This window comes from Streptomyces sp. NPDC002138 (assembly GCF_040296485.1).
In the GTDB taxonomy this organism is placed as follows: domain Bacteria; phylum Actinomycetota; class Actinomycetes; order Streptomycetales; family Streptomycetaceae; genus Streptomyces.
Window position 1 is genome coordinate 89,822 of sequence record NZ_JBEOXE010000008.1, and the last position, 23,823, is coordinate 113,644.

Sequence of the window (23,823 nt, forward strand, 5' to 3'; positions counted from 1 at the left end):
ACTCCTCTGCTCTCCGTGGCGCGTGGTGGTCGCGCTCAGTGGTGCGTGCCGGGCGTGCCGCCGAGGCACAGCCCGGCGAGGCTGCTCTGCAGCAGGGTGTGGACGAACAGCAGGTCGGCGCCGCCCTCGGCGGCCGCGCCGATCCGGTGCGGGGTGAGCGAATCGAAGTGCGCGCTGTCCCCCGGCTCCAGCTCGTGCCGGGTCTCCCCCAAGTGCAGCCGCAGCCGCCCCTTCAGCACGTACAGCCACTCCTCGCCGGGATGTACGCGGACCAGGTCGCCCTGCTCGCGGGCGTACGGCACGTGCACGCGCAGGGCCTGCATCCCCCGCCCCGAGCCGCCCGCCTGCCAGTACGTCCAGCCGTCGGCCTCGCGGGCACCCGGCCCCCCGGCCCGTACGATGGGATCGGCGACGGCGGGGGTCTCCCCGAGCAGCTCCGAGACCGTCGTACCGTAGGTGCGGGCGAGTTCCAGCAGCAGCGGCAGCGAGGGCTGCCGGCGGCCGGTCTCCAGGCGGGACAGGTGGGCGGGCGAGAGCCGGGCCCGCGCGGCGGCGGCCTCCAGGGTCAGTCCGGCGCGGCGGCGCAGATCGCGCAGCTGCGGGGCGACCGTGGTGGACGGCTCTTCGGGAGCGGCGGGCACCTCGTCGTCGGGGCCGGACGCGGGTCCGGGGCCGGGGTTCATGCCTCGATTGAGCCAGAAACTTACCTGGGTGGCAATTCTCTTTACCTCAGAGGCAAAACCCTGCTCAATCCGCCTCCTCCGCCCCCTCGTCGGCCCCCTCCCCTCCGTCCCGCGCCCCGGCCCCCACCGTCCCGACGCCCTGGGCCAGCACGTTCTCCAGCGTGTCCGCCTGCGCCGCCGATTTGTCAGGGCGGTAACGGACCACGCGCGCGAAGCGCAGCGCCACCCCGCCCGGATAGCGCGAGGACCGCTGGAGTCCGTCGTAGGCGATCTCCACCACCAGCTCGGGACGGACCCGCACCGTGTAGCCGTCGTCGTCGACGGCCAGCTCGCCCAGCTTCTCGGTCTGCCAGCGCAGCACCTCGTCCGTGAGCCCCTTGAACGTCTTGCCGAGCATCACGAACGCCCCGTCGGCGGCCCGCGCCCCCAGGTGCAGGTTCGACAGCAGACCGGTGCGCCGCCCGTTGCCGCGCTCCACCGCGAGCACCACCAGATCGAGGGTGTGCACCGGTTTCACCTTCAGCCAGTGTTTGCCGCGCCGCCCGGCCGCATAGACGGAATCGAGGGCCTTGACCATCACGCCCTCGTGGCCCCGGGCCAGCGCCGCGGCCGAGAACTCCGCGGCGGCCGCGCCCTGCGCCGCCGGATCCTCGACGGCCAGCCGGCGCACCCGCGAGGCCTCGGGCACCAGGGCGGCCAGCGCCGCGTACCGCTCGCGCACCGGCAGGTCCAGCAGCGGTTCCCCGTCGACGGCCAGCACATCGAAGAAACAGGGGGTCACCGGCAGGGCCAGCCGGGCTGCGGCCACGTCCATCCGGGAGCCGACCCGGCTCGCGACCTCCTGGAAGGGCACCGGCCGCCCGTCCGCCGCGAGCGCGATCACCTCGCCGTCCAGGACGAACCGGTCGCCCGGCAGCGACCGGGCCAGCTCCACCACCTCGGGCAGCCGGTCCGTGATCTCGTCCAGGGACCTGGTGAAGACGCCCACGTCGGCGCCGTCCCGGTGCACCTGCACCCGGATCCCGTCCAGCTTCTCCTCCACCGCGCACGGCCCGAGCGCCGCCACCGCCTCGGCCACCGACTTCGCGGTGTTCGCGAGCATCGGCTGTACGGGCCTGCCCACGCGGAGCGTGAAGGCGCCCAGCGCCCCCGCGCCGTCGGCCAACACCGCCTCGGCCACCCGGGGCAGCGACCCGTCCAGCATCACCGCCCGCCGCAGCGCGGTCTGCGGCACCCCGGCGGCCACCGCGACGGCGGCCAGGGCCACCGCGTCCAGCGCCCCCTGGCGCACCTCGCCGGAGAGCAGGCTGCGCAGGAACCGCTGCTCGTCGGGGGTCGCCGCGCCCAGCAGCTCCGCGAGGATCCGTCGCCGCTCCGCCTGCGCGCCGGCCCCCCCGACCCCGGCCAGCGCGGTCACCGCCGCGTCCACCGCGCGCACGGTCAGCGTGGCCTCCCCTGCGGCCCCGGTCTCGGCGCCCAGGGCCCGCCAGCCGACACCCGGACGGCCCTGCGGCAGCCGCCCGGCGAGGTAGGAGATCACCAGGCCGGCCTCGTCGGCGGGGGCGGCCGCGAAGAGCGCGGCCAGCAGCGCCACCTTCTCGGACCGGGCGGAGGTTCCGGCCACTTCCCTGGACACCCGTGCGACGTCGGCCAGCAGCATGGGGACATCCTCCCGCGGCCGGGCGTACTGCGCCCGCGGTACGCCCGGCGGGCGGAGTAGTCCTCGAGGAGGTGCGGAGGTCCGCCCGTGGGCGCTCCGGCCGGGCCGTCCGTGCGTTTAGGGTTCCCGTATGAAGCTCCGACTGCCCCGGCGCCGCCGAAGCCGCCTGCTCGCGGGCGCCGCCGCGCTCGCCGTCGTCGCGGGCGCCGGTACCTGGACCGCCACGGCCTCGGCCGACGACGGCCCGGCCGTGCACCGCCAGGACCGCGTGCTCGACATGCCCGGCGCCGCCATCGACACCTCGTACTTCACCGCGGGCGGCGGCGCCAAACGGCCCGCCGTGCTGCTCGCCCACGGATTCGGCGGCAGCAAGGACGACGTCCGGGCGCAGGCCGAGCAGCTCGCGCGCGACGGGTACGCGGTCATGACCTGGTCGGCGCGCGGCTTCGGCCGCTCCGGCGGCAAGATCGGCCTCAACGATCCCGAGTTCGAGGTCAAGGACGTCTCCCGGCTCATCGACTGGCTCGCCACCCGGCCCGAGGTCCGGCTCGACGCGGCCGGGGATCCGCGCGTGGGCGTGAGCGGCGCCTCGTACGGCGGCGCCGTCTCGCTGCTGGCCGCGGCCTACGACCAGCGGGTCGACGCGATCGCTCCGGAGATCACCTACTGGAACCTCGCGGACTCGCTCTTCCCGAACGACGTCTTCAAGAAGCTCTGGGCCGGGGTCTTCTTCACGACCGGTTCCACGGGCGGCATGCAGCCCGCGGGCGGCGCCGGGACCGCGACCACGGGAGCTGCCGGGGCCGCCGGGCCGGCGGATCCGCTCGCCACGCCCGGCTGCGGCCGCTTCCAGCCGGACCTGTGCGCGATGTACGAGCGGGTGGCGGTGGCGGGCAAGCCCGACCAGCAGGCCCGTGAACTGCTGGAACGGCGCAGCCCGTCCGCGGTCGGGGACCGGATCAAGGCGCCGGCCCTGCTCGTGCAGGGGCAGGCCGATTCCCTCTTCCCGCTCAGCCAGTCCGACGCCATGGCCACCGCGCTCGCGAAGAACGGCGCGCCCGTCGCGGTGGACTGGGCGGCGGGCGGTCACGACGGCGGGATGCCGGAGCAGGACCGGATCCAGGGCCGGGTCACCGCCTGGTTCGACCGCTACCTCAAGCAGGACGCCTCGGTGGACACCGGCCCGCAGTTCCGGGTCTCGCGCACCGGAGGAATCGATTCGACGGACGGCACGGTCAAGCTGCGCGGCGCGTCCGACGACCGTTACCCCGGGCTGATCTCGGGCGGACGGAAGATCGAGCTGACGGGGACCGAACAGTCCTTCGCCAACCCGGCGGGCGGCGCGCCCCCCGCGCTCTCCTCACTCCCGGGCTTCGGCGGCCAGCTCGCCGGGCTCGGGGCGAGCTTCGCCCTGGACTTCCCCGGGCAGTACGCGCGCTTCGAGTCGAAGCCGCTGGAGAAGGAACTGCGGATCACCGGCACCCCCACCGTCACTCTCAAGGTGAGGTCGAGCGCCGCGGACGGTTCGGCGGTGCTCTTCGGGAAGGTGTACGACGTCGGGCCCGACGGACGGCAGCAGGTGCTGCCGAGCCAGCTCGTGGCACCGGTGCGGGTGCAGAACGCGGGGCAGGGCGCCGAGGTGAAGCTGGCGCTCCCGGCCGTCGACCACGGCGTCCAGCCCGGCCACCGGCTGCGCCTGGTCGTCGCGGCGACCGACCTGGGGTACGCCACCCCGGTCGCCCCGGCGACGTACACGGTGTCCACGGCGGACGGGATCCTCACGGTGCCGGTCGCGGCGGACGTGCGCACCGCGTCGGCGGGGCTGCCCGCCTGGACCTGGTGGCTGCCGCTCGGCGCGGCCGCGCTGGCCGCCGCGCTGCTCGGCATCCGGCGCCGGGGCGGCGGCTCCGGGACCCCGGGCGGGGCTCCGGCTCCGGCGCCGAAGCACGAGGCCGCGCTGGCCGACGTACCGCTCGAGATCACCGGACTGACCAAGCGGTACGCGAAGGCGAAGGACCGCTACGCGGTCCGGGACCTGTCCATGCGGGTGGAGAAGGGCCAGGTGCTGGGGCTCCTCGGGCCCAACGGCGCCGGAAAGACCACCACGCTGCGGATGCTGATGGGCCTGATCTCGCCGGACGCGGGCGAGATCCGGGTCTTCGGACACGCCGTGCGCGCCGGGGCTCCGGTGCTGTCGCGGGTCGGCGCGTTCGTCGAAGGCGCGGGTTTCCTGCCGCACCTGTCGGGTCGCGCCAATCTGGAGCTGTACTGGCAGGCCACCGGCCGTCCGGCCACGGACTCCCACATGGCGGAGGCCCTGGAGATCGCCGGGCTGGGCGACGCGCTGGAGCGCGCGGTCCGGACGTACTCGCAGGGCATGCGGCAGCGGCTCGCCATCGCGCAGGCCATGCTCGGCATGCCGGACCTGCTGATCCTCGACGAGCCGACGAACGGTCTGGACCCGCCGCAGATCCGCGAGATGCGGGACGTGATGATCCGTTACGCGGCGGCCGGCCGGACCGTCATCGTCTCCAGCCACCTGCTGTCGGAGGTCGAGCAGACCTGTACGCACCTGGTGGTCATGGACCGGGGACGGCTCGTCCAGGCCGGGCCCGTCGCCGAGATCACCGGCGGCGGGGACACCCTGCTGGTGACCCTGGCCGGGCCGGTCGCCGACGCGGCCGTCGAGAAGGTGGCGGCCCTGGAGGGGGTGGAGTCCGTGGTCGCGGCCGAGGACGGCCTGCTCGTCCGGCTGGACGGCGCCACGGCCACCGCGCTCATCACCGAACTCGTCCGGCTGGAGGTGCCGGTGACCGGAGTGGGCCCGCACCGGCGGCTCGAGGACGCGTTCCTGACCCTGATCGGAGGTGCGGCGTGAGCGCGGTACAGGAGGTGGGCGCTGCGCGGGAGGTGGCGCCCGGATACCAGGCGGGGCGGACGCTGCCGCTGCGGGTCGAGGCCCTGCGGCAGTGGCGCAGGCGCCGCACCCTGGTGATGGGCGGGGTGCTGGCCGCACTGCCCTTCATCATGATCATCGCGTTCGCGGTGGGCGGCTCCCAGGGCGGCGGGGGCCGGGACGGCCGGATCACCCTCATCGACACGGCGACGGCGTCCGGCGCGAACTTCGCCGCGACCTGCCTCTTCGTCTCGGCGGGCTTCCTGCTGGTGGTCCCGGTCGCGCTGTTCTGCGGGGACACGGTCGCCTCGGAGGCGAGCTGGTCCTCGCTGCGCTACCTGCTGGCCTCGCCGGTGCCCCGGGCGCGGCTGCTGTGGAGCAAGCTGGTGGTGGCGCTCGGGTTCAGCCTGGCGGCGATGGTGCTGCTGCCGGTGGTGGCGCTGGCGGCGGGCACCGCCGCCTACGGGTGGGGGCCGCTGAAACTGCCGACCGGCGGTGAGCTGGCGGCCGGTGACACGCTGCCGCGCCTCGCCCTGGTGGTCGCCTTCATCTTCGTGTCGCAGCTGGTCACGGCCGGGCTGGCGTTCTGGCTCTCCACCCGGACGGACGCGCCGCTGGGCGCGGTCGGCGGGGCGGTCGGGCTGACCATCGTCGGGAACGTACTGGACGCGGTGACCGCGCTCGGATCGTGGCGGGAGTTCCTGCCCGCGCACTGGCAGTTCGCGTGGGCCGACGCCCTGCAGCCGCACCTGGAGTGGGGCGGGATGGTGAAGGGGGCCGCGGTGTCGGTCTCGTACGCGCTGGTGCTGTTCGCCCTCGCCTTCCGGGGGTTCGCCCGCAAGGACATCGTGTCCTGAGGCCGCGGCGGGCGCGCCCGCCGGCCCCTCGTCGCCCCGCGTACGCCGTCTCCCCCGCCCGGGGGAGGCGGCGTACGAGCGTCCGGCCTCATCCTGGACACCTCGGCATCCTGGACACCTCGGCGAGCCCGTCACTCGTCGAGGGTGACGACCTTCCGGCGGCCGAGGTCGGGCATGTCGCGCAGGGGCAGGCCGTCGCCGGGGCGCTCCAGTTCGAGCACGACGACCTCGTTCTCGCCGGTGTGCCAGAGGGGCCCGGGGGCGTAGAGGGTGCGCTGCGGGCCGCGCGGGGTGTCGTAGTGGCCGAGCAGGAATCCGTTCAGCCAGATCAGGCCGGTCCCCCAGGAGGAGAGGTCGAGGAACCCGTCGGCGGGGGCGGGGATGGTGAACGCGAAGCGGTGGAAGGCGGGGTCGTGGAAGGCGGGGGCGGGGAGGGCGGCGGCGGGGGGCGTCCGGCTCGGGGACTGCTCCGGCGGGGTCCAGTCCAGGGCGGTGAGGTCGGTGAGCGGCAGCGGCCTGATCTCCCACTCGAACAGGTGCTGGTGGCCGTGCCGCACCCCGCGCCAGATGCCCTTGCGGTCGTCGAGCAGCGGTCCGTAGTTCACCCGGCCCTGGGCGCGGACGAGCACGTCGAGGACGACTCCTGCCTCGCCGACCGGGAGGTCGAGGCCCTCGTCGGGGGCGTTGCGGTCCAGGATGCCGAGCGGCACGCCGTCGGCGAAGACGTACGCGCGGTCGCCGAGCCCGTCGATCCGGACGGGCATCGCGGGCCGGGGCCCTGTGAGGGTGGTCCGGTAGTGGATCAGGCCGAAGTCCTGGCCGAGCTTCTCCATGGGCTCTGGCGCCGGTCGGTGCACGACCGTGGAGAGCGCGTCGAGGTGGGCGGCGAGCGGGGCACGGCCGGACGGCGCGGCGAGGGCGGGCGCGAGCCGGGGCGGGGGTACGGGCAGCGGGCCGTCGGGCAGTGGCGCGTACCTTCCGATGACCTCGCGGAACGCGTGGAACTTGGCGGTCAGTTCACCGGCCTCGCCGATGGGGGCGTCGTAGTCGTAACTGGTGACGGTCGGCTGGTAGCCGGGTTCCCCGGGCCGGGATCCGGTGTGGTTGGCGCCCGCCCAGAAGCCGAAGTTGGTACCGCCGTGGGCCATGTAGAGGTTGACGGAGGCGCCGGTGGCGAGGAGTTCGTCGAGGGAGGCCGCCACCTCCTCGACGGCGCGGACGTGGTGGTCCTCGCCCCAGTGGTCGAACCAGCCGAGCCAGAACTCCATCGCGGCCAGCGGTCCGGTCTTCTGGTAGCGGCGCAGCACCTCCAGGCGTTCGGCCGGGCGCGCGCCGAAGGTGGCGGTGGCGAGCCGGCCGGGGACCATGCCGCCCTGCAGCATCGCGTCCTCGGGGCCGTCGGCGGTGAACAGCAGACAGTCCACGCCGCGTGCGAGCAGAGCCTCCTCGATGTGGGCGCGGTAGCGGCGGTCGTCGCCGTACGAGCCGTACTCGTTCTCGATCTGTACGGCGACCACGGGGCCGCCCCGGCTCGCGAGCAGCGGGCGCAGTTCGGGCAGCACGAGGTCGAACCAGCCGTCCACCTCGGCCTCGAAGCGCGGGTCGGAGCAGCGCAGGCGCAGCCCGTCCTGGGCGAGCAGCCGGGCGGGCAGGCCGCCGAAGTCCCATTCGGCGCAGATGTACGGGCCGGGGCGGACGATGGCGTCGAGGCCGAGGCCCTGGGCGATGCGCAGGAAGCGGGCGAGGTCACGGGGGCCGGTGAAGTCGGCCTTGCCGGGTGCGGTCTCGTGGAAGTTCCAGGGGACGTAGGTGTCCACGGTGTTGGCGCCCAGGCCGCGCAGCCTGGTGAGGCGGTCCTCCCACAGGTCCGGGTGGACCCGGAAGTAGTGCAGGGCCCCGGAGATGACGCGGTGGGGGCGCCCTGCGCGCCGGAATCCGTCCTGGTCGTGCGTGAGCATGCGCTGACTCCCGTGCGGTGCGGTGCGAGGGGTGCCGGACGCTGCCGAATATATGAACGTGTCGCGCACGCCGTCAACGTCGAGTTGATCGCAATCGATCGAATCGATCGTTCCGGCGCTCTGGGTTCCCTATGATGACGGGAGCGTGCGGGCCGACCGAGCCTGCCGGGCAGAGCCCAGGGGGACCCCTTGAGACCACATGTAGACCAGCGCCAGGCGCAGGTGCTCGCGCTCGTCCGGGCCCGGGGCAGCGTCCGGGTGGCGGACGTGGCCCGGGAGCTGGACGTCTCCCCCGTCACGCTGCGCCGGGACATCGAGGCGATGGCCGCCCGGGGCGAGATCCAGCGGTTGCACGGGGTGATCAGCCGGGTCGAGCCGACGGGCCCGGAGGGGCCGGTTCCGGGGCACGCGGCGGAACCCGGGGCGCGGGGTGCGGGGGGTGCGTCCGGACCGGGTGACGGCGCGGGGCTGGTGGTCGGGATGGTCGTGCCGACCACCGAGTATTACTACGCGGAGGTGGTCCGCGGCGCCCGGGAGGTGGTCGAGGCGCGCGGCGCGCGGCTGACCGTGGGGCTGACCCGATACCTGCCGGGCGAGGACCGGACCCAGGCCGACCGGCTGCTCTCGACGGGGGCGGACGGGCTGCTGCTGACACCGAACTGGGACACCGGATCACCGGGGCCCGGCGAGGGCGCGTGGACCGCCGAGCTGCCGGTTCCCACCGTCCTGGTCGAGCGGTGGGCGCCGCCCGGGCATCCGGCGGCGGCGCTGGACCGGGTGGTGTCGGACCATGCCCACGGGGCGGCGCGGGCGGTCCAGCACCTGGTAGAGCTGGGGCACCGGCGGATCGCGCTGGCCTGCCAGGAGACGCCGACGAGCGCGCGGCTGCGGGCCGGGTACGAGGCGGCCGTCGCCGCCCTGGGCCTGGAACCGGCGCCGCCGTGGCCGCCGGCCGGACCGGGTACGCCGCCGGTCGCGTCCCTGTCGGTGGCGGACCGGTTCGCGCGGACGCTGGAGTACCTGTGCGAGGCGGTCGCCGCGGGCGGGGCCACGGGCGGGGTCACGGCCGCGCTGATCCACAGCGACACCGACGCGATCATGCTGATCCCGCGGCTCCAGGCGCGGGGGGTGCGGGTACCGGAGGACCTGGCGGTGATCACGTACGACGACGAGGTGGCGGGGCTGGCGGACGTACCGCTCTCGGCCGTCGCCCCGGCCAAGCGGGAGGTCGGGGCGCGGGCGGCGGAGCTGCTGCTGGACCGGCTGTCGGGGGCCGACGAGACGGCGTACGGGCCGCACGGCAGCCCCCGGCAGCATCTGGAGCTGCTCCCCCGGCTGACCATCCGCTCATGAAGGACGGGATTGAATGATTGTTTCGATCGAGTTGTGCGTTCGCTCTTGACGGTGTGCGTATTCGCACAAAAGATGGGCCGCGTTCTCCCATCCGCCGCCCGCAGCGGTCGTCCGTAGGAGTCGAACCATGTCGCGCAGCCTGCCTTCCCGCCTGCCCTCCTCCCGCTTGTCCCGCCTCGCCCTCACCGCCTCTGTCGCCTCGCTGGCCGTCCTCGCCACCGCGTGCGGCGGCACGGCGGGGTCGGAGTCGGGGTCCGCGGCCGAGCCGGTGGGGTCGGCCGATCAGCCGGTCACCCTCACCTACTGGTCCTCCAGCGCGGGCGCCCAGCAGACCGCGGACGCCTTCAACAAGACGCACAAGAACATCCGGGTGACGTTCTCGGCCGTCCCCGGCGGCCCGGACGGGGCGGCCAAACTCTCCAACGCGGTCAAGGGCGGCAACGCACCGGACGTCGCGACGATGGACTACTCCTCGCTCCCCGAGTTCGCGAGCGGCGGCAACCTGGAGGACCTGAGCGCGACCTCCGGGAAGCTCGTCGCCGAGAAGTTCCCGAAGGCGGTCCAGTCGCTGGTGAGCCTCGGCGGCAGGACGTGGGCGGTGCCCTTCGACGTCACCCCGCTCGAACTCTTCTACCGCAAGGACATCTTCGAGAAGCACGGCGTGGCCGTGCCGACGACCTGGGAGGAGTACAAGCAGGCCGCGGAGAAGCTCAACAAGGCCGATCCGTCGGTCCGGATCACCAACTTCGGCGGCGGCGACCCGGCCGTGCTCGCCGGGCTCTCCTGGCAGGCGGGCGCCCAGTGGTACGGCACGGAGGGCGACAAGTGGAAGGTCGCCATCGACGACCCGGCGTCGCGGAAGGTGGCCTCGTACTGGAACGGCCTGCTGACCTCGGGCCTCGCGTCGAAGACCCCGCTGTGGGGCGAGGGCGAGGCGAAGGAACGCTCCTCCGGTCAGGTCGCGACCGTCATCGGCGCCGCCTGGACGGCCGGGACGTTCCTCGCGAGTTACCCGGACCTCACGGGCAAGTGGGGCATCGCCCCGCTGCCCACCTGGGACGGGAAGCCCGCCACGGGCATGTACGGAGGCACCTCCTACATCGTGCCCAAGGGCAGCAAGCACACCAAGGCCGCGGCGGAGTTCATCGCCTGGGTCACCACCGACCCGGAGGCCGTCAAGGCACGGCTCAGCTCGCTGAAGGCTCCCAGCAGCGCCCTGCCGGCCAACCCGGAGATGCGGGTGGCGGCGGCGAAGCTGTTCGACGCCTCGTACTTCGCCGGGCAGGACCCGTACGCCCTGGCCGGCGCGGCGGCCGACACCATCGTGCCCGGCTGGACCTGGGGCCCGACGCACCTCCAGGTCAACGCGGCTCAGAACGCGGCCGGGGCGGACCAGCTCAAGGCCCTGAGCGAGGGCCAGGCGGCCGCCGAGAAGGCCATCAAGGACCGCGGCCTGGGCCTGGTCGGCTGATGCCGCGGCCCACCACCCCGCGCCCCCACCCCACCCCGGACCACCCACCCGGCCCCAGAGCCCCCGAGCCCCCGGCCGGAGCGCACCCGGCGCCTCCTCCGGTCCGGCCCCAGGCGACCACCCACGGTCACGGGGGCCCGGACGGGGCGGGCGGGGCGGACGGGGCGGACGGGCCGGGCAGGACCGACGGGCCGAACAGGCCGGACACGCCGGCCGGGCCGGACGTCATGAGAACGGCCACCGGGAGCCGGTCCGCCCCCGCCCCCGTGCTCTTCATGGCTCCCTTCTTCCTCCTCTTCGCCCTCGTCACCGTCGCCCCCATCGCCTACGCCGCCTGGCTGAGCCTGTTCCACGACGAGCAGTCCGGCCTCGGCTTCGGCGGTACGCGGCGCGTGTTCAGCGGATTCGGGAACTTCACCAAGGCCCTCACCGATCCCCTCTTCCTGGCCTCGTTCCGCCACGTGGCCGTCTACTGCCTGCTCTACATCCCGGTCATGGTCGGCGGCGCCCTGCTGCTCGCCCTCCTGCTGGATTCCTCCCTCGCCCGGGCCAAACGGTTCTTCCAGATCGCGTTCTACCTGCCCCACGCCGTCCCCGGCCTGATCGCGGCCATGATCTGGCTGTACCTCTACACCCCTGGGCTGAGCCCCGTACTGGACGTGCTCGACGGCGCCGGGCTCTCCTGGAACTTCTTCGGCCGCGACGAGGCCCTGCTGTCCGTGGTCAACATCTCGGCCTGGCAGTGGATGGGCTACAACATGATCATTTTCTTCGCCGGGCTCCAGGCCGTGCCGCGCGAGACCCTGGAGGCCGCCACCATGGACGGCGCCGGAGCCATCCGTACCGCTCTCCAGGTCAAGGTGCCGAGCATCCGCCCCACCCTCATCCTGACCGTGCTGTTCACCTGCGTCGGCGCCGTCCAGCTCTTCGACGCACCGCAGTTGCTGCACCTGCGGGCCAACGAGATGGGCGAGTCCTGGTCGCCGACGATGTACATCTTCAGCGCCGCGTTCAAGAGCCACGACTACGGCCTCGCCGCCGCGGGCGCGCTCCTCCTCGCCCTGGTCGCGGGAGCCGCTTCGTACGTCGTCACCACGCTCGGCAACCGCTGGAGGGACGCATGACCGACACGCTCACCCGGGCTCCCGCACGGCGCGGGCCCTCCGGGCTCCTCTCCAAGGCCGCCGTCAACGCCGCCCTGCTGCTGGTCGCCGCCTACACCCTGATGCCCCTCGCCTGGCTGGTCACGGCGGCCACCAAGAACCGGCGCGACCTGTTCGCCACCGAGCCCTACTCCTTCGGTGACTTCAACCTCCTCGCCAACCTCCGCGACGTCTTCGCCTACAACGACGGCATCTTCGGCCGCTGGCTCGGCAACAGCCTGCTCTACACGGTGGTCGGGTCCGTCCTCTCCGCCCTCATCAGCGTGGCCTGCGGATACGCCTTCCACGCCTACGACTTCCGGCACAAGGAACGGCTCTTCGGCGTCGTCCTCGCCGGGGTCCTGGTGCCCGCGACCGTACTCCAGCTCCCCCTCTACCTGATGGCCTCGGCCGCCGGAGCCGTCAACACCTACTGGGCCTATCTGGTGCCCGCCCTCGTCAACCCCTTCGGCGTCTATCTGGCCCGGGTGTTCGCCGAGGGCTACGTGCCCGACGAGGTGCTCGCCGCCGCCCGGATGGACGGGGCGAGTGAACTGCGGGTCTTCGCCCACGTGTCGTTCCCCATGCTCTGGCCCGGGTTTGTGACCATCTTCCTGTTCACCTTCACGGCGATCTGGAACAACTTCTACGGTGCGCTGACCATGCTCAACGACGAGCGTCTCTACCCGGTCAGCCTCGGCCTGTTCATGTGGAACCGCAGCGTCTATCAGCAGCCCGAGCTGTACCCCCTCGTCATCACCGGTTCGCTCGTCGCCGTCGTCCCGCTGGTGCTGGCCTTCCTGGGTCTCCAGCGGTTCTGGCGCTCGGGTCTCACAGCGGGAGCCGTCAAGTGATCCACCGCCCCGTCACCCTGCTCGCCATGAGCGCCGGCACCCGGGCCGCCGTCCTGGGCGATCCGGGCACCCTGTCCGCACTGCACCGGGTCGCCGACGTCGACCCCGACCTCCTCCTCACCGACTTCGCGGACGGCTCCGCCCTCCCGGCGCACCGGCTGGGCGAGACCGAGGTACTGCTCACCGGCTGGGGCTGCCCGCCGCTGGACGCGGCGGCGCTGGCCCGGATGCCCCGTCTCCGCGCCGTGGTCCACGCGGCCGGCAGCGTCAAACACCATGTGACCGAGGCCTGCTGGGAACGCGGGCTGCTCGTCTCCAGCGCGGCCGCCGCCAACGCGGTGCCCGTCGCCGAGTACACGCTCGCCGCGATCCTCTTCGCCAACAAGCGGGTCCTGGAATCGGCCCACCTCTACCGCGCCACCCGCGGCCACATCGACCTGCTGAACCGCTATCCGGCCATCGGCAACTACCGGCGCACGGTCGGTCTGGTCGGCGCCTCGCTGATCGGCCGGCGGGTCCTGGAGCTGCTCCGCCCCTTCGACCTGCGGGTGCTCGTCCACGATCCGTACGCCGACCCGGCCGAGCTGGAGGCGATGGGCGCCGAGGCCGCCGCCCTGGACGAGCTGTTGTCCCGCAGTGACGTGGTCAGCCTGCACGCCCCCGCCCTCCCCCAGACCCACCATCTGCTGGACGCCCCCCGGCTCGCCCTGATGCGGGACGGGGCCACGCTCGTCAACACCGCCCGCGGCTCGCTGGTCGACACCGCGGCCCTGACCGAGGAACTGGTCGCCGGCCGGCTGCACGCCGTCCTCGATCACACCGAGCCCGAAGTACTGCCCGGCACCTCCCCCCTGTTCAATCTGCCGAACGTCCTGCTCACCCCCCATGTCGCGGGGTCGCTGGGCGGGGAGCTGGACCGCCTGGCGGCCACCGCCGTCGAGGAGTTGGAGCGGTACGCCCTGGGGCTCGGCTTCCGCTACGCCGTCGATCCGGGCCGTCTGGCCTACTCGGCGTGAACCGCCTCCTTCCCCGCCGCTCGCACCAGCCCGGCCAGGTACGCGCGGCCCGCGGCGAGCCGGCCCGGCAGTTCCTCGGCGCCGGGGTACCAGCGTCTCTCGTACTCCCAGCAGAGCCAGCCTCCGGGCGGCGCGGTGGCCACCGCCTCGGCGAGCGGCAGCGCCCCGCGGCCCAGCCCCAGCGGGGTCAGATCCTCCGCCGACGCCACGTCCTTGACCTGTATGTATCCCAGGTGCCCGGCCAGTTCCCGGCTGGAGCGCGCCGGGCTCTCACCGCCGAGCCAGGTGTGCAGTACATCCCAGAGCGCGCCCGCGCCGGGATGGCCGACCCGGTCCAGCACGCGCGCGGCGGCGGCCCCGGTGCGGTGGGAGTCGTGGGTCTCCAGCAGGATCCGGACGCCCTGCCGCTCGGCGAGCGGCGCGGCGGCGGCGAGCCGACGGACCGCGATCGCATCGGCCTCGACGGCCGCCAGGGTGCCACCACCGGGGAAGACCCGGACGAAGGGGGCACCGAGGTCGGCGGCCAGGGCAATCAGCGCGCTCAGTTCCGCCAGGACGGGTTCGTCGGGGCCCTCGGCCGCGACCCGGGCGTAGCCCGCGACCGTGAGGATCCCGACCCCGGCGGCGGCGAACGCGCGGACCGCGGCGGCCCGGTCGGTGGCCGGGGAGCCGGGGTGGAGGGGCTCCTCGGGATGGGTGCGGAGCTCCACTCCGTCGTATCCGTGCGCGGCGGCGAGGGCGGCGGCTTCCGCGAGCGGGGTGCCCGGCAGCCCGAGGGTGGAGAAGGCGTATTTCATGGCCGGCTCCCGGCGGGTGGGGGCGCGGTGGAACCGCGCACCATCAGTTCGGTGGGCAGGGTGGTGATGCCGCCGGGCGGGGGCAGTCGGCGGCCGGTGACCAACTGCGCGGCGAGCACGCCCGCTTCACGCAGCGGCACCCGGACGGTGGTGAGGGCGGGGGCCGTGTCCACGCAGAAGGGCAGGTCGTCGAAGCCCGCGACGGACACGTCCTCGGGAATCCGTATGCCCTCTTCCCGCAGGGCCGCGGCGACTCCGGTCGCGACCGTGTCGTTGGCGGCGACGACCGCGGTGAAGGACGCTCCGCGGCGGAGCAGTTCGCGGGTGGCGTCATAACCGGCGGGGCGGTCGAAGCTCGCGTGGACGGTCAGCGGCTCGCAAGCCGTCGCGAGCGCGGGGTCCTGTCGGTGCAGGGCGGCGCGGTGGCCGGCGAGCCGCTCACGCGTGGTGCTCAGTCCGGGCGGTCCGGCGACATAGGCGATCCGGCGGTGGCCCAGGCTCAGGAGGTGCTCCGCGAGGCGGAACGCGCCTCCGTGGTCGTCGAACATGACGGTGGCGACGGGCAGGGCGGCCGGTACGGGGAGCGGGGGTCGGCCGCACAGCACCACCGGGGTGCCGGCAGCGGCGATCCGGGTGACGCGGGCGGTCAGCGCGGCGGTGTGGGCGGCTTCCTCCACCGCGCCGCCGGTGAGCACGACGCCACCGGCCCGCTGGCCTTCCAGCAGCGTCAGGTAGGCCAGCTCGGCCGCGGGCTCGCCCTCGGTGTTGCAGACCACCGCGAGCCGACGGTTCCCGGGGTGGCCGCTCTCGGGGCCGAGCGCGCTCTGGAGGGAACCGGCGAGGATGCCGAAGAAGCTGTCGCCCACGTCGTGGACGAGGACGCCGACGAGGTCGGAGGTGGCCGCGGCGAGGGCGCGCGCCGGGCCGTTGGCCACATAGCCGAGCTCCTCGATCGCCCGCTCCACCCGGGTCCGGGTGCCTCCGGCCACCGGATAGCCGCCGTTGAGTACGCGCGAGACCGTCGCGGGCGACACGCCCGCCTGCTCCGCGACCTCTGCCAGGGTTACCGCCATCGTCCCGCCCCTTTCGTCCTGCCCGGGTCATCGTCTCATCCGGTGTGTGGATCTCCATGGTCGCAAATTTAGAAAGCGCTTTCTATCACCCGAAAGAGTCTTGTCGCGGCGAGATGTGGAGCCCTAGCCTGGTGGCAGTGAAAGCGCTTTCTATCGCGTCTTCCCACCAGCATCCGATTGACGAAGGAGGAGCCACCGTGGAGCGCAGGACGATCAAGATCGCCATGAACGGCGTGACGGGGCGGATGGGGTACCGCCAGCATCTGGTCCGTTCCCTGCTCGCGCTGCGCGAGCAGGGAGGCCTGGACCTGGGCGACGGCACCGTGCTCTGGCCCGAGCCGGTGCTGGTGGGCCGCCGGGAGGCGGCGCTCCGGTCCCTGGCGGAGAAGCACGGCCTGGAGCACGTCAGCACCGACCTCGCCTCGGTCCTCGCCGATCCCGAGGTCGAGATCTACTTCGACGCCCAGGTCACCAGTGCTCGCGAGGCGGCGGTCGGCCGGGCCATCGCGGCGGGCAAGCACGTGTACTGCGAGAAGCCGACCGCCCTCACCTACGCGTCCTCACTGCGCCTGGCCCGGCTCGCCGCGGCCGCCGGGGTCAAGCACGGCGTGGTCCAGGACAAGCTCTTCCTGCCGGGGCTGCTCAAGCTGAAGCGGCTCATCGACGGCGGGTTCTTCGGTGAGATCCTCTCGATCCGGGGCGAGTTCGGCTACTGGGTGTTCGAAGGGGACTGGCAGCCCGCCCAGCGGCCCTCCTGGAACTACCGGTCGCAGGACGGCGGAGGGATCGTGGCCGACATGTTCCCCCACTGGGAGTACCTGCTGCACGAGCTCTTCGGGCGGGTCCGCTCGGTGCAGGCACTCACCCGCACGCACATCGGCCGCCGCTGGGACGAGGACGGCAAGCCCTACGAGGCCACGGCGGATGACGCCGCGTACGGGACCTTCGAGCTGGAGGGCGGCGCCGTCGCCCAGATCAACTCCTCGTGGGCGGTGCGGGTCCACCGGGACGAGCTGGTGGAGTTCCAGGTCGACGGCACGCACGGTTCGGCGGTGGCCGGTCTGCGCGACTGCCGCGTCCAGCACCGGGCGGCGACCCCCAAGCCCGTCTGGAACCCGGATCTGCCCCAGACCGAGCCGTTCCGTGCCCAGTGGCAGCAGGTCCCGGACAACGCCCCCTGGGACAACGCCTTCAAGGCGCAGTGGGAGCTGTTCCTGAGACACGTCGTGCGCGACGAGCCCTGGCAGTGGGACCTGCTCGCGGGAGCGCGGGGGGTGCAGCTGGCCGACCTGGGCCTGCGCTCCTCGGCGGAGGGCCGACGCCTGCCGGTTCCGGAGGTGACGCTGTGAGCATCCGGCTGCCCTCGGCGGACGGCGGGCTCCGCGTCCACGAACCGTGTACCGATCCGCTGCGGCCGCTCACCTTTCCCCCGGCCCGCAGCCGCAGGTTCTACTCCGCCGCGCACGTGGTCGCCGATCCGACCGCCACCCGCGCGGGCACCGGCACCGGCACCGGTCCCGTGGTCGACTGGGAGGCCACGCTCGCGTTCCGTCACCGGTTGTGGGCGCAGGGGCTGGGCGTGGCCGAGGCCATGGACACCGCCCAGCGCGGGATGGGGCTGGACTGGCCGGCCGCCGCGGAGCTGATCCGCCGGTCCGCCGCGGACGCCCTGGCGGCGGGCGGCCGGATCGTCTGCGGCGCGGGTACGGACCAGCTCCCGCGAGGGGAGCACACCCTCGCCGTGATCATCGCCGCCTACGAGGAACAACTGGCGCACGTCGAGGCGTGCGGCGCCCCGGCGGTGCTGATGGCCTCGCGGGCGCTGGCCGGCGCGGCCCGGGGTCCGGAGGACTACCTGGAGGTGTACGGGAGGCTGTTGCGGCAGAGCGCCCGCCCGGTCGTCCTGCACTGGCTGGGGCCCATGTTCGATCCCGAGCTGGCGGGCTACTGGGGGCACCACGGTCTGGACGAGGCCACCGAGGTGTTCCTGAAGATCATCGCCGAATATCCGGACAAGGTGGACGGCGTCAAGGTGTCGCTGCTGGAAGCCGACCGCGAGGTCGACCTCCGCCGACGGCTCCCCGCCACGGTCCGCTGCTACACGGGCGACGACTACCACTACCCGGAACTGATCGCGGGGGACGGGCAGCACGCGAGCGACGCGCTCCTCGGCATCTTCGATCCGATCGCGCCCCTGGCCGCGCGGGCGGCGGCGGCCCTGGACCGGGGGGACAGCGCGGGCTTCCGGGCGCTGCTGGACCCCACGGTGGGGTTGTCGCGCCACCTGTTCGCTCCGCCGACGCGCTACTACAAGACCGGGGTGGTCCTCCTGGCCTGGCTGGCCGGGTATCAGGACCACTTCGCCATGGTGGGCGGCCTCGAGTCGGCGCGCTCGCTCCTCCATCTCGCCACCGCCTACGCACAGGCGGACCTGCTGGGCCTGTTCCCGGATCCCGCGAGAGCCGAAGACCGGATGAGAAGCCTTCTCGCGCTCCACGGAGTGGCGTCGTGAAGGGGGCGCCGGCCCGGCTGAGCCTCAATCAGGAGACGATCCGGCAGTGGTCCGTGCCCGAGCTGGTGGCCGGATGCGAGGCCGCCGGGGTGACCGCCGTCGGGCTGTGGCGCGATCCGGTGCGGGCCTTCGGGGTGCGGGAGACCGCGAAGCTCGTCGCGGGGGCGGGGATCCGGGTCAGTTCGCTGTGCCGCGGCGGATTCTTCACCGCCGCCGATCCCGAGGGGCGGGCGGCCGCGCTCGACGACAACCGCCGGGCCGTGGCCGAAGCGGCGGAGCTGGGCGCCGACACCTTGGTGCTGGTCGCGGGTGGACTACCCGAGGGGGACCGGGACCTGGCCGGGGCGCGGCGGCGGATCGCCGGGATCCTGGGTGAGCTGGCGCCGTGGGCGGCGGCGCACGGGGTGCGTCTGGGCATCGAGCCGCTGCACCCGATGTTCGCCTCGGACCGCTGTGTGGTCTCCACCCTCGGCCAGGCCCTGGACCTCGCCGAGCAGTTCCCGGCCGAGCAGGTCGGGGTGGTGGCGGACTCCTACCACCTGTGGTGGGACGAGCGGCTCCCCGCGGAGCTGCGCAGAGCGGGGGACGGCGGGCGGATCGTCTCCGTGCAGGTGGCCGACTGGGTCACCCCCCTCCCCGAGGGCGTACTGATGGGCCGGGGGCAGCTCGGTGACGGGAGCATCGATCTGCGGGGCTTCCGCGAGCTCGCCGACGCGGCCGGGTACCGGGGGCCGGTCGAGGTGGAGATCTTCCAGCCGGGCCTGTGGGCCCGGGACGGCGCGGACGTGCTGCGGGAGGTGATCGAGCGCTACCGCGCGCATGTCGAGTGACCGGTCGGTCGATGGCCCCTGGAGCGACGAGTCGATGGATCCACGGGCCGAAAGGAGTTGGCGATGACGGATGTGTGGAGTCGGCGTGCCTTCCTCTCCACCGCGGGCGGTGGGGCGTTCCTGCTCGGGACTCCCGCCGGGCGGCCCGCCGCCCGGGCCTCGGGGGACGTTCATGACGGCATGCGGGCGGTGTGGCGCGGTCTCGTGCTGGGAGGTGAACTGCCCACCGAGGAAGAGCCGTTCCGTTCTCGACTGGTCGCCCTGGGCGACCTGAGCGGCGGCTGGCTGACGGCCATGAACCCGGGTGATTCATCGCTCTGGCCCGATCTGGGATTCTCCACGGATCCCGAGATGCTGATGCAGAGCTACTACCGGCTGCGGACGATGGCGGAGGCCTATGTCCGGCCCGGGACCGGGATGACGGGCTCGGGGGCCCTGCGCTCGGCCCTGCTCACCGGGCTGGACCATCTGCACGCGCGGGCCTACCACGCGGGCGGGACGCCGTACGGCAATTGGTACTGCTGGCAGATCGGTGCGCCGCAGGCGCTGCTGGACCTGTGCGTGCTGCTGTACGAGGAGCTGTCCGCGGCGCAGCTCGCCGATTTCTGCGCGGCGGTGGACCACTTCGTGCCGGACACGGTGGTCGGTGCCTACACGGGGACGAGTACCGGTGCGAACCGGGTGGACCTGTGCCGGGTGCTGGCGGTGCGCGGGGTGGTCGGCAAGCAGTCGGCCAAGATCGCGCTGGCCCGGGACGCCCTCGCTCCGGTCTTCCCCTACGTCACCTCGGGCGACGGGCTCTACCGGGACGGGTCGTTCATCCAGCACTCCTGGGTGCCGTATTCGGGTACGTACGGCGCGGTGCTGCTCGGCGGTCTGGGCCTGCTGTCGGGGGTGTTGAAGGGGACGCCCTGGGCTCTCACCGATCCCGGGGCGCAGATCGTGTTCGACGCGGTGGAGCGGGCCTGGGCGCCCTTCCTTTTCAACGGTCTGATCATGGACTGCGTGTCCGGCCGGGCGATCAGCAGGGGGCTGGCCGCGGCGGACGTCCGGCAGGTGCCGCAGGACGACCACGCCCGGGGCCATGCGGTGCTCGCCGGGATACTGCTGCTCGGCGAGGGGGCGAGCGCCGCCGAGCGGGCCCGCTGGCGGTCCCTGGTCAAAGGCTGGATGGCGAGGGACTACTACCGCCGCCCGCTCGCCGACGAGTCCCTTCCCCTGTCCTCCCTGGCCCGGCTGGCCGAGGTCGAGCGCGACCCTGCGGTCCTGGCCGTGGCCGAGCCGGTCGGCCACCGGCTGTTCGGTGCGATGGACCGGGCCACGCACCGGCGGCCCGACTGGGTGGCGTCGCTGGCCATGGCCTCGCGCCGCATCGCCCACTACGAGACCGGTAACGGGGAGAACCTGCGCGGCTGGCACACGGGCAGCGGCATGCTCTCCTGGTGGGGCGCCACCTACGGGAACGGCCAGTACGCGGACGCCTTCTGGCCGACCGTGGACCCGTACCGGCTGCCCGGGACCACCGTTTCGCGCAAGGTGCTGGCCGACGGCGCGGGAGGCGACTGGGGGGCCTCGCGACCGGATGCCGTGTGGGTGGGCGGGTCCACGGACGGGGAGTTCGCCTCGGTCGGCCAGCACCTGCGGGGCCTGTCCAGCACCCTCTCGGCCCGCAAGTCCTGGTTCTTCCTGGCCGACACGATCGTGTGCCTGGGCGCGGGGATCCGGGCCACGGACGGGACCATGGTGGAGAGCGTCGTCGACAACCGCAATCTCGGCGCCTCCGGTACGCACGCGCTGACGGTCGACGGCGCGGTGCAGCCGGCCACACAGGGCTGGTCGGCGGCTTTCCCCTCCCCCGGCTGGGCGCACCTCGCGGGGTTCGGTGGCTATGTCATGTCAGGGGGAGGCACCTTCAAAGCCTTGCGGGAGCAGCGCAGCGGACGGTGGAGCGATGTCAACCGGGGCGGTTCCACCCAGGTGCTCAGCCGCCGCTATCTGACGCTCTGGTACGACCACGGCACCGATCCCACGGCGGGGTCGTATGTCCATCAGATGCTCCCGGGCGCCACCGCGGCCCGGACCGCGGCGCGGGCCGCCGCTCCGGGCTGGCTGACCGTCCTGGCCAACTCGGAGGTGGCCCAGGGGGTGCGGGTCCCGTCCCTGGGGTTCACGGGGGTCAACCTCTGGCAGGGCGGGACGGCCGGAGCCGTGGAGGCGGGCGGGCCGTGTTCGGTGACCATCCGGGAGAGGCCGGACGGGACGGCCACGGTCCGCGTCTCCGATCCGTCCCGGACGCAGACCGCGCTGACCGTGGTGTGGCACCGGCCCGTCGCTGAGGTCGTCTCCCGGTCCTCCGGGGTCGTGTCGGCCGTGCCCGGCGCCGTGCTGCGGCTGGGCTTCGCCGACCTCACCGCGGCGGCGGGAGCCGGTCAGGAGGTGGTGGTGCGGCTGGGCTGACCGATGTCCGGCCGGGTGCCCGCGAGGGCTCGCGGGCACCCGGCCCGCCCGGCCCGCCCGGTTCGAACGGATCCGAACGGGTGACATACCGTGCCCTCCATGGATGAACAGCACAGGGCCGGTGACGGCGAAGGAGCGGGCAGGCGGCGATTCCTCGCGATCGCGACGGGTGCGGCCACGGTGGCCGGGCTCGGCGCCGTGGCCGGCTGCGCGGACACGGCGGGCTCCGCCGACGGAGCGGGCGCGGGTGACGCGCGGGGCGGTGGCCCGAAGCCGTCCGGTTCCGCCGGGGACGGCGGTCCGGCCGGGCCGCACGCCTTCGACGTGAAGGCCGAGAACGCGCGGCCCGGCAACGCCGACTGGGCCGTGACCAAGGCGGGACCCGCGCGCGCGATCGAGGGTTTCGCCGACCGGGTGAGCGTCCTGCCCGGCGAGTCCTTCGGGCTGTACGTCTCCACCACCGCGCCCCGGTTCACCGTCTCCGCCTACCGGATGGGCTGGTACGGCGGAGCGCGGGCCCGCCTGGTGTGGCGGTCGCAGGCGATCACCGGTGCCCGGCAGCCCGAGGCCTCGGTGGAGCAGGGCACCCGGATGGTGCGGGCCCGGTGGGCGCGTACCACCACCGTCGAGACGAAGGACTGGCCCGAGGGCAGCTATCTGCTGCGCCTGGACGCGCAGGGCGGCGAGGGGCAGCGCTTCGTCCCGGTCACCGTGCGGTCCGCGGCGACCAAGGGACGTACCGTCGTCGTCAACGCGGTGGCGACCTGGCAGGCGTACAACAAGTGGGGCGGTTACAGCAGTTACGACGGCCCGAGCGGCGGTTTCGCCTCGCGCTCCCTGTCGGTGACCTTCGACCGGCCGTACGAGTACGACGACGGCGCGGGGCTGTTCCTGGTCTACGAGGCCCCGCTGATCGCGCTGGCCGAGCGGCTCGGCATACCGCTCGCCTACACCACGACCACGGACGTGGCTCGTGAGAAGCGGCTGCTGGAGGGGGCTTCGGCCGTCCTCTCGCTCGGGCACGACGAGTACTGGTCGCCCGAGCAGCGCGCGCACATCACGGCCGCCCGGGACGCGGGGAGCAACATCGCGATACTCGGGGCGAACTGCTGCTACCGCCGCATCCGCCTGGAGGCGAGCGACCTGGGCCCGGACCGTACGGTCGTCTGCTACAAGACGTCCTACGAGCAGGACCCGGGCTTCAAGCGCGGCCACCCGGCGACCGTGGACTTCCGCACCGCCCCCGGGGCGGACCCGGAGAGCTCGCTGCTGGGCGTGATCTACGACGGCTATCCGGTGGACGCCCCGTACGTGGTGACCAACCCCGGGCACTGGCTCTTCGAGGGCACGGGGGTGCGGACGACCGATCGCTTTCCGCACCTGGTGGGAGTGGAGTACGACAAGGTCAGCACCGGTTTCCCCACCCCACGGCCGATCGAGATACTGGCCCACTCCCCCGTGGTGTGCGAGGGGCGGCCCAGCCACCAGGACACCGCCTACTACACCGCGCCGGGTGGCGCGGGGGTGTTCGCCACCGGCACGATGCGCTGGGTCGAGGCCCTGGACGCGACGGGTGACGGGCACAGCGGCGCCAACCACGGACTGGACGCGCGGGCGGGCGCGCTGACGACCCGGGTGACGGAGAACCTGCTGCGCGTCTTCGCCGCGGGCCCGGCCGGACGGACGCACCCGGCGCAGGACAACGTCAAGGCGGTGTACGGCGGTTCGTGACGACTACGGGTGGACCGGGGTGGACCCGGACGGAATCGGCCCTTAAGATCGCCTGCACGTCATCGCGTGCCGGTCACCGTCCGGGTGAGGCATGGAGGTGGCCGTGAGGTGCCTTGCGGAGGCATTCACCATGTCAGTCCAGTTGAACCACACGATCATTTTTTCCCGGAACAGCCGGGAGTCGGCCGAATTTCTGGCCCACATCCTCGGGCTCGAAGTAGGCACCGAATGGGGCCCGTTCATCCCCGTCGACACCGCCAACGGCGTCCAGTTGGACTTCGCCACCGTACCGACGGAGAGCATCACCGCACAGCACTACGCCTTCCTCATCTCCGAGGCGGAGTTCGACGCGTCTTTCGCCCGGATCCGGGCGGCGGGGGTCACCTACTTCGCGGACCCGCAGCAGAAGCAGCCCGGCGAGATCAACCACAACGACGGGGGCCGGGGCCTGTACTTCCTGGACCCGTCCGGGCACGGGATGGAGATCATCACCCGGCCCTACGGCAGTGGCGCCACGCCGCGATAGACCGCCC

Annotated in this window: 19 protein-coding genes; 13 read left to right on the top strand and 6 right to left on the bottom strand. The window is 73.4% G+C overall.

The window, feature by feature from the left end; all coding sequences use genetic code 11:
• Window positions 1–35: 35 nt before the first annotated feature.
• Together ABT084_RS07485 and ABT084_RS07490 are read right to left on the bottom strand one after the other, a co-directional pair.
• Window positions 36–683: a helix-turn-helix domain-containing protein gene (locus tag ABT084_RS07485; RefSeq protein ID WP_351039087.1), complete on the bottom strand. Its 648-nt coding sequence runs from the start codon at window positions 681–683 to the stop codon at window positions 36–38.
• A gap of 64 nt (window positions 684–747) precedes the next feature.
• Complete coding sequence (locus ABT084_RS07490) at window positions 748–2,343, bottom strand: ATP-dependent DNA ligase (protein ID WP_351039089.1); 1,596 nt, start codon at window positions 2,341–2,343, stop codon at window positions 748–750.
• Between the two features lie 130 nt (window positions 2,344–2,473).
• Between ABT084_RS07490 and ABT084_RS07495 the strand changes: the two genes are divergently transcribed.
• Window positions 2,474–5,221, top strand: a complete 2,748-nt coding sequence (locus tag ABT084_RS07495) for an alpha/beta fold hydrolase (RefSeq protein WP_351039092.1) — start codon at window positions 2,474–2,476, stop codon at window positions 5,219–5,221.
• On the top strand, window positions 5,218–6,096 hold the full coding sequence (locus ABT084_RS07500; protein WP_351039095.1) for an ABC transporter permease: 879 nt from the start codon (window positions 5,218–5,220) through the stop codon (window positions 6,094–6,096). The genes ABT084_RS07495 and ABT084_RS07500 overlap by 4 nt, the downstream gene beginning before the upstream one ends.
• A 131-nt stretch (window positions 6,097–6,227) precedes the next feature.
• On the opposite strand, the gene ABT084_RS07505 is transcribed toward ABT084_RS07500, so the two are convergent.
• Window positions 6,228–8,054, bottom strand: a complete 1,827-nt coding sequence (locus tag ABT084_RS07505; RefSeq protein WP_351039098.1) for a glycoside hydrolase family 35 protein — start codon at window positions 8,052–8,054, stop codon at window positions 6,228–6,230.
• A gap of 189 nt (window positions 8,055–8,243) precedes the next feature.
• Here ABT084_RS07505 and ABT084_RS07510 point away from each other — a divergent pair, with 189 nt between their 5' ends.
• Window positions 8,244–9,407: a substrate-binding domain-containing protein gene (locus ABT084_RS07510; RefSeq protein ID WP_351039101.1), complete on the top strand. Its 1,164-nt coding sequence runs from the start codon at window positions 8,244–8,246 to the stop codon at window positions 9,405–9,407.
• 127 nt (window positions 9,408–9,534) lie between these two features.
• Entirely contained in the window at window positions 9,535–10,878 is a 1,344-nt protein-coding gene (locus ABT084_RS07515) for an ABC transporter substrate-binding protein (RefSeq protein ID WP_502968858.1), read from the top strand.
• Window positions 10,879–11,005: 127 nt separating this feature from the next.
• On the opposite strand, the gene ABT084_RS07520 is transcribed toward ABT084_RS07515, so the two are convergent.
• Window positions 11,006–11,155, bottom strand: a complete 150-nt coding sequence (locus ABT084_RS07520; protein ID WP_351039309.1) for a hypothetical protein — start codon at window positions 11,153–11,155, stop codon at window positions 11,006–11,008.
• On the opposite strand from ABT084_RS07520, the gene ABT084_RS07525 reads away from it, so the two are divergent.
• Genes ABT084_RS07525 through ABT084_RS07535 form a run of 3 tightly spaced genes read left to right on the top strand, consistent with a single transcriptional unit; the run spans window position 11,154 to window position 13,890 of the window.
• On the top strand, window positions 11,154–12,002 hold the full coding sequence (locus ABT084_RS07525; RefSeq protein ID WP_502968861.1) for a carbohydrate ABC transporter permease: 849 nt from the start codon (window positions 11,154–11,156) through the stop codon (window positions 12,000–12,002). The genes ABT084_RS07520 and ABT084_RS07525 overlap by 2 nt on opposite strands.
• Entirely contained in the window at window positions 11,999–12,874 is an 876-nt protein-coding gene (locus ABT084_RS07530) for a carbohydrate ABC transporter permease (protein WP_351039107.1), read from the top strand. The genes ABT084_RS07525 and ABT084_RS07530 overlap by 4 nt, the downstream gene beginning before the upstream one ends.
• Before the next feature lie 26 nt (window positions 12,875–12,900).
• Window positions 12,901–13,890 carry a hydroxyacid dehydrogenase gene (locus tag ABT084_RS07535; RefSeq protein ID WP_351039300.1) on the top strand — a complete coding sequence of 330 codons (990 nt, stop codon included), beginning with the start codon at window positions 12,901–12,903 and terminating at the stop codon, window positions 13,888–13,890.
• Here the strand turns inward: ABT084_RS07535 and ABT084_RS07540 are convergent.
• Window positions 13,878–14,687 (bottom strand): sugar phosphate isomerase/epimerase family protein, encoded by an 810-nt coding sequence (locus tag ABT084_RS07540; protein ID WP_351039110.1) that lies wholly within the window; start codon window positions 14,685–14,687, stop codon window positions 13,878–13,880. The genes ABT084_RS07535 and ABT084_RS07540 overlap by 13 nt on opposite strands.
• The gene (locus tag ABT084_RS07545; protein ID WP_351039113.1) at window positions 14,684–15,760 is read right to left on the bottom strand and encodes a LacI family DNA-binding transcriptional regulator; all 1,077 of its coding nucleotides are present in this window, start codon (window positions 15,758–15,760) and stop codon (window positions 14,684–14,686) included. Before ABT084_RS07545 ends, ABT084_RS07540 begins: the two co-directional genes overlap by 4 nt.
• Window positions 15,761–15,984: 224 nt before the next feature.
• Here ABT084_RS07545 and ABT084_RS07550 point away from each other — a divergent pair, with 224 nt between their 5' ends.
• From ABT084_RS07550 to ABT084_RS07575, 6 genes are all read left to right on the top strand, one after another.
• Window positions 15,985–17,109: a Gfo/Idh/MocA family protein gene (locus tag ABT084_RS07550; protein WP_502968862.1), complete on the top strand. Its 1,125-nt coding sequence runs from the start codon at window positions 15,985–15,987 to the stop codon at window positions 17,107–17,109.
• On the top strand, window positions 17,106–18,272 hold the full coding sequence (locus ABT084_RS07555) for a dihydrodipicolinate synthase family protein (RefSeq protein ID WP_351039117.1): 1,167 nt from the start codon (window positions 17,106–17,108) through the stop codon (window positions 18,270–18,272). Before ABT084_RS07550 ends, ABT084_RS07555 begins: the two co-directional genes overlap by 4 nt.
• On the top strand, window positions 18,269–19,102 hold the full coding sequence (locus tag ABT084_RS07560) for a sugar phosphate isomerase/epimerase family protein (RefSeq protein ID WP_351039119.1): 834 nt from the start codon (window positions 18,269–18,271) through the stop codon (window positions 19,100–19,102). Before ABT084_RS07555 ends, ABT084_RS07560 begins: the two co-directional genes overlap by 4 nt.
• Window positions 19,103–19,165: 63 nt before the next feature.
• On the top strand, window positions 19,166–21,559 hold the full coding sequence (locus ABT084_RS07565; protein ID WP_351039122.1) for a polysaccharide lyase 8 family protein: 2,394 nt from the start codon (window positions 19,166–19,168) through the stop codon (window positions 21,557–21,559).
• A gap of 99 nt (window positions 21,560–21,658) precedes the next feature.
• Window positions 21,659–23,290, top strand: a complete 1,632-nt coding sequence (locus ABT084_RS07570; protein ID WP_351039123.1) for a N,N-dimethylformamidase beta subunit family domain-containing protein — start codon at window positions 21,659–21,661, stop codon at window positions 23,288–23,290.
• A gap of 130 nt (window positions 23,291–23,420) precedes the next feature.
• Window positions 23,421–23,816 (top strand): VOC family protein, encoded by a 396-nt coding sequence (locus ABT084_RS07575; protein ID WP_351039126.1) that lies wholly within the window; start codon window positions 23,421–23,423, stop codon window positions 23,814–23,816.
• The last annotated feature ends 7 nt before the right edge of the window (window positions 23,817–23,823 follow it).

Excerpts from the sequence above, each read along its gene's own strand:
- ABT084_RS07530 (WP_351039107.1), top strand. The coding sequence starts at position 11,999 with ATGACCGACACGCTCACCCGGGCTCCCGCACGGCGCGGGCCCTCCGGG.
- ABT084_RS07515 (WP_502968858.1), top strand. The coding sequence starts at position 9,535 with ATGTCGCGCAGCCTGCCTTCCCGCCTGCCCTCCTCCCGCTTGTCCCGC.
- ABT084_RS07525 (WP_502968861.1), top strand. The coding sequence starts at position 11,154 with ATGGCTCCCTTCTTCCTCCTCTTCGCCCTCGTCACCGTCGCCCCCATC.
- ABT084_RS07505 (WP_351039098.1), bottom strand. The coding sequence starts at position 8,054 with ATGCTCACGCACGACCAGGACGGATTCCGGCGCGCAGGGCGCCCCCAC.
- ABT084_RS07540 (WP_351039110.1), bottom strand. The coding sequence starts at position 14,687 with ATGAAATACGCCTTCTCCACCCTCGGGCTGCCGGGCACCCCGCTCGCG.
- ABT084_RS07570 (WP_351039123.1), top strand. The coding sequence starts at position 21,659 with ATGGATGAACAGCACAGGGCCGGTGACGGCGAAGGAGCGGGCAGGCGG.
- ABT084_RS07495 (WP_351039092.1), top strand. The coding sequence starts at position 2,474 with ATGAAGCTCCGACTGCCCCGGCGCCGCCGAAGCCGCCTGCTCGCGGGC.
- ABT084_RS07550 (WP_502968862.1), top strand. The coding sequence starts at position 15,985 with ATGAACGGCGTGACGGGGCGGATGGGGTACCGCCAGCATCTGGTCCGT.
- ABT084_RS07545 (WP_351039113.1), bottom strand. The coding sequence starts at position 15,760 with ATGGCGGTAACCCTGGCAGAGGTCGCGGAGCAGGCGGGCGTGTCGCCC.
- ABT084_RS07520 (WP_351039309.1), bottom strand. The coding sequence starts at position 11,155 with ATGAAGAGCACGGGGGCGGGGGCGGACCGGCTCCCGGTGGCCGTTCTC.
- ABT084_RS07490 (WP_351039089.1), bottom strand. The coding sequence starts at position 2,343 with ATGCTGCTGGCCGACGTCGCACGGGTGTCCAGGGAAGTGGCCGGAACC.
- ABT084_RS07575 (WP_351039126.1), top strand. The coding sequence starts at position 23,421 with ATGTCAGTCCAGTTGAACCACACGATCATTTTTTCCCGGAACAGCCGG.
- ABT084_RS07485 (WP_351039087.1), bottom strand. The coding sequence starts at position 683 with ATGAACCCCGGCCCCGGACCCGCGTCCGGCCCCGACGACGAGGTGCCC.
- ABT084_RS07535 (WP_351039300.1), top strand. The coding sequence starts at position 12,901 with ATGAGCGCCGGCACCCGGGCCGCCGTCCTGGGCGATCCGGGCACCCTG.
- ABT084_RS07565 (WP_351039122.1), top strand. The coding sequence starts at position 19,166 with ATGACGGATGTGTGGAGTCGGCGTGCCTTCCTCTCCACCGCGGGCGGT.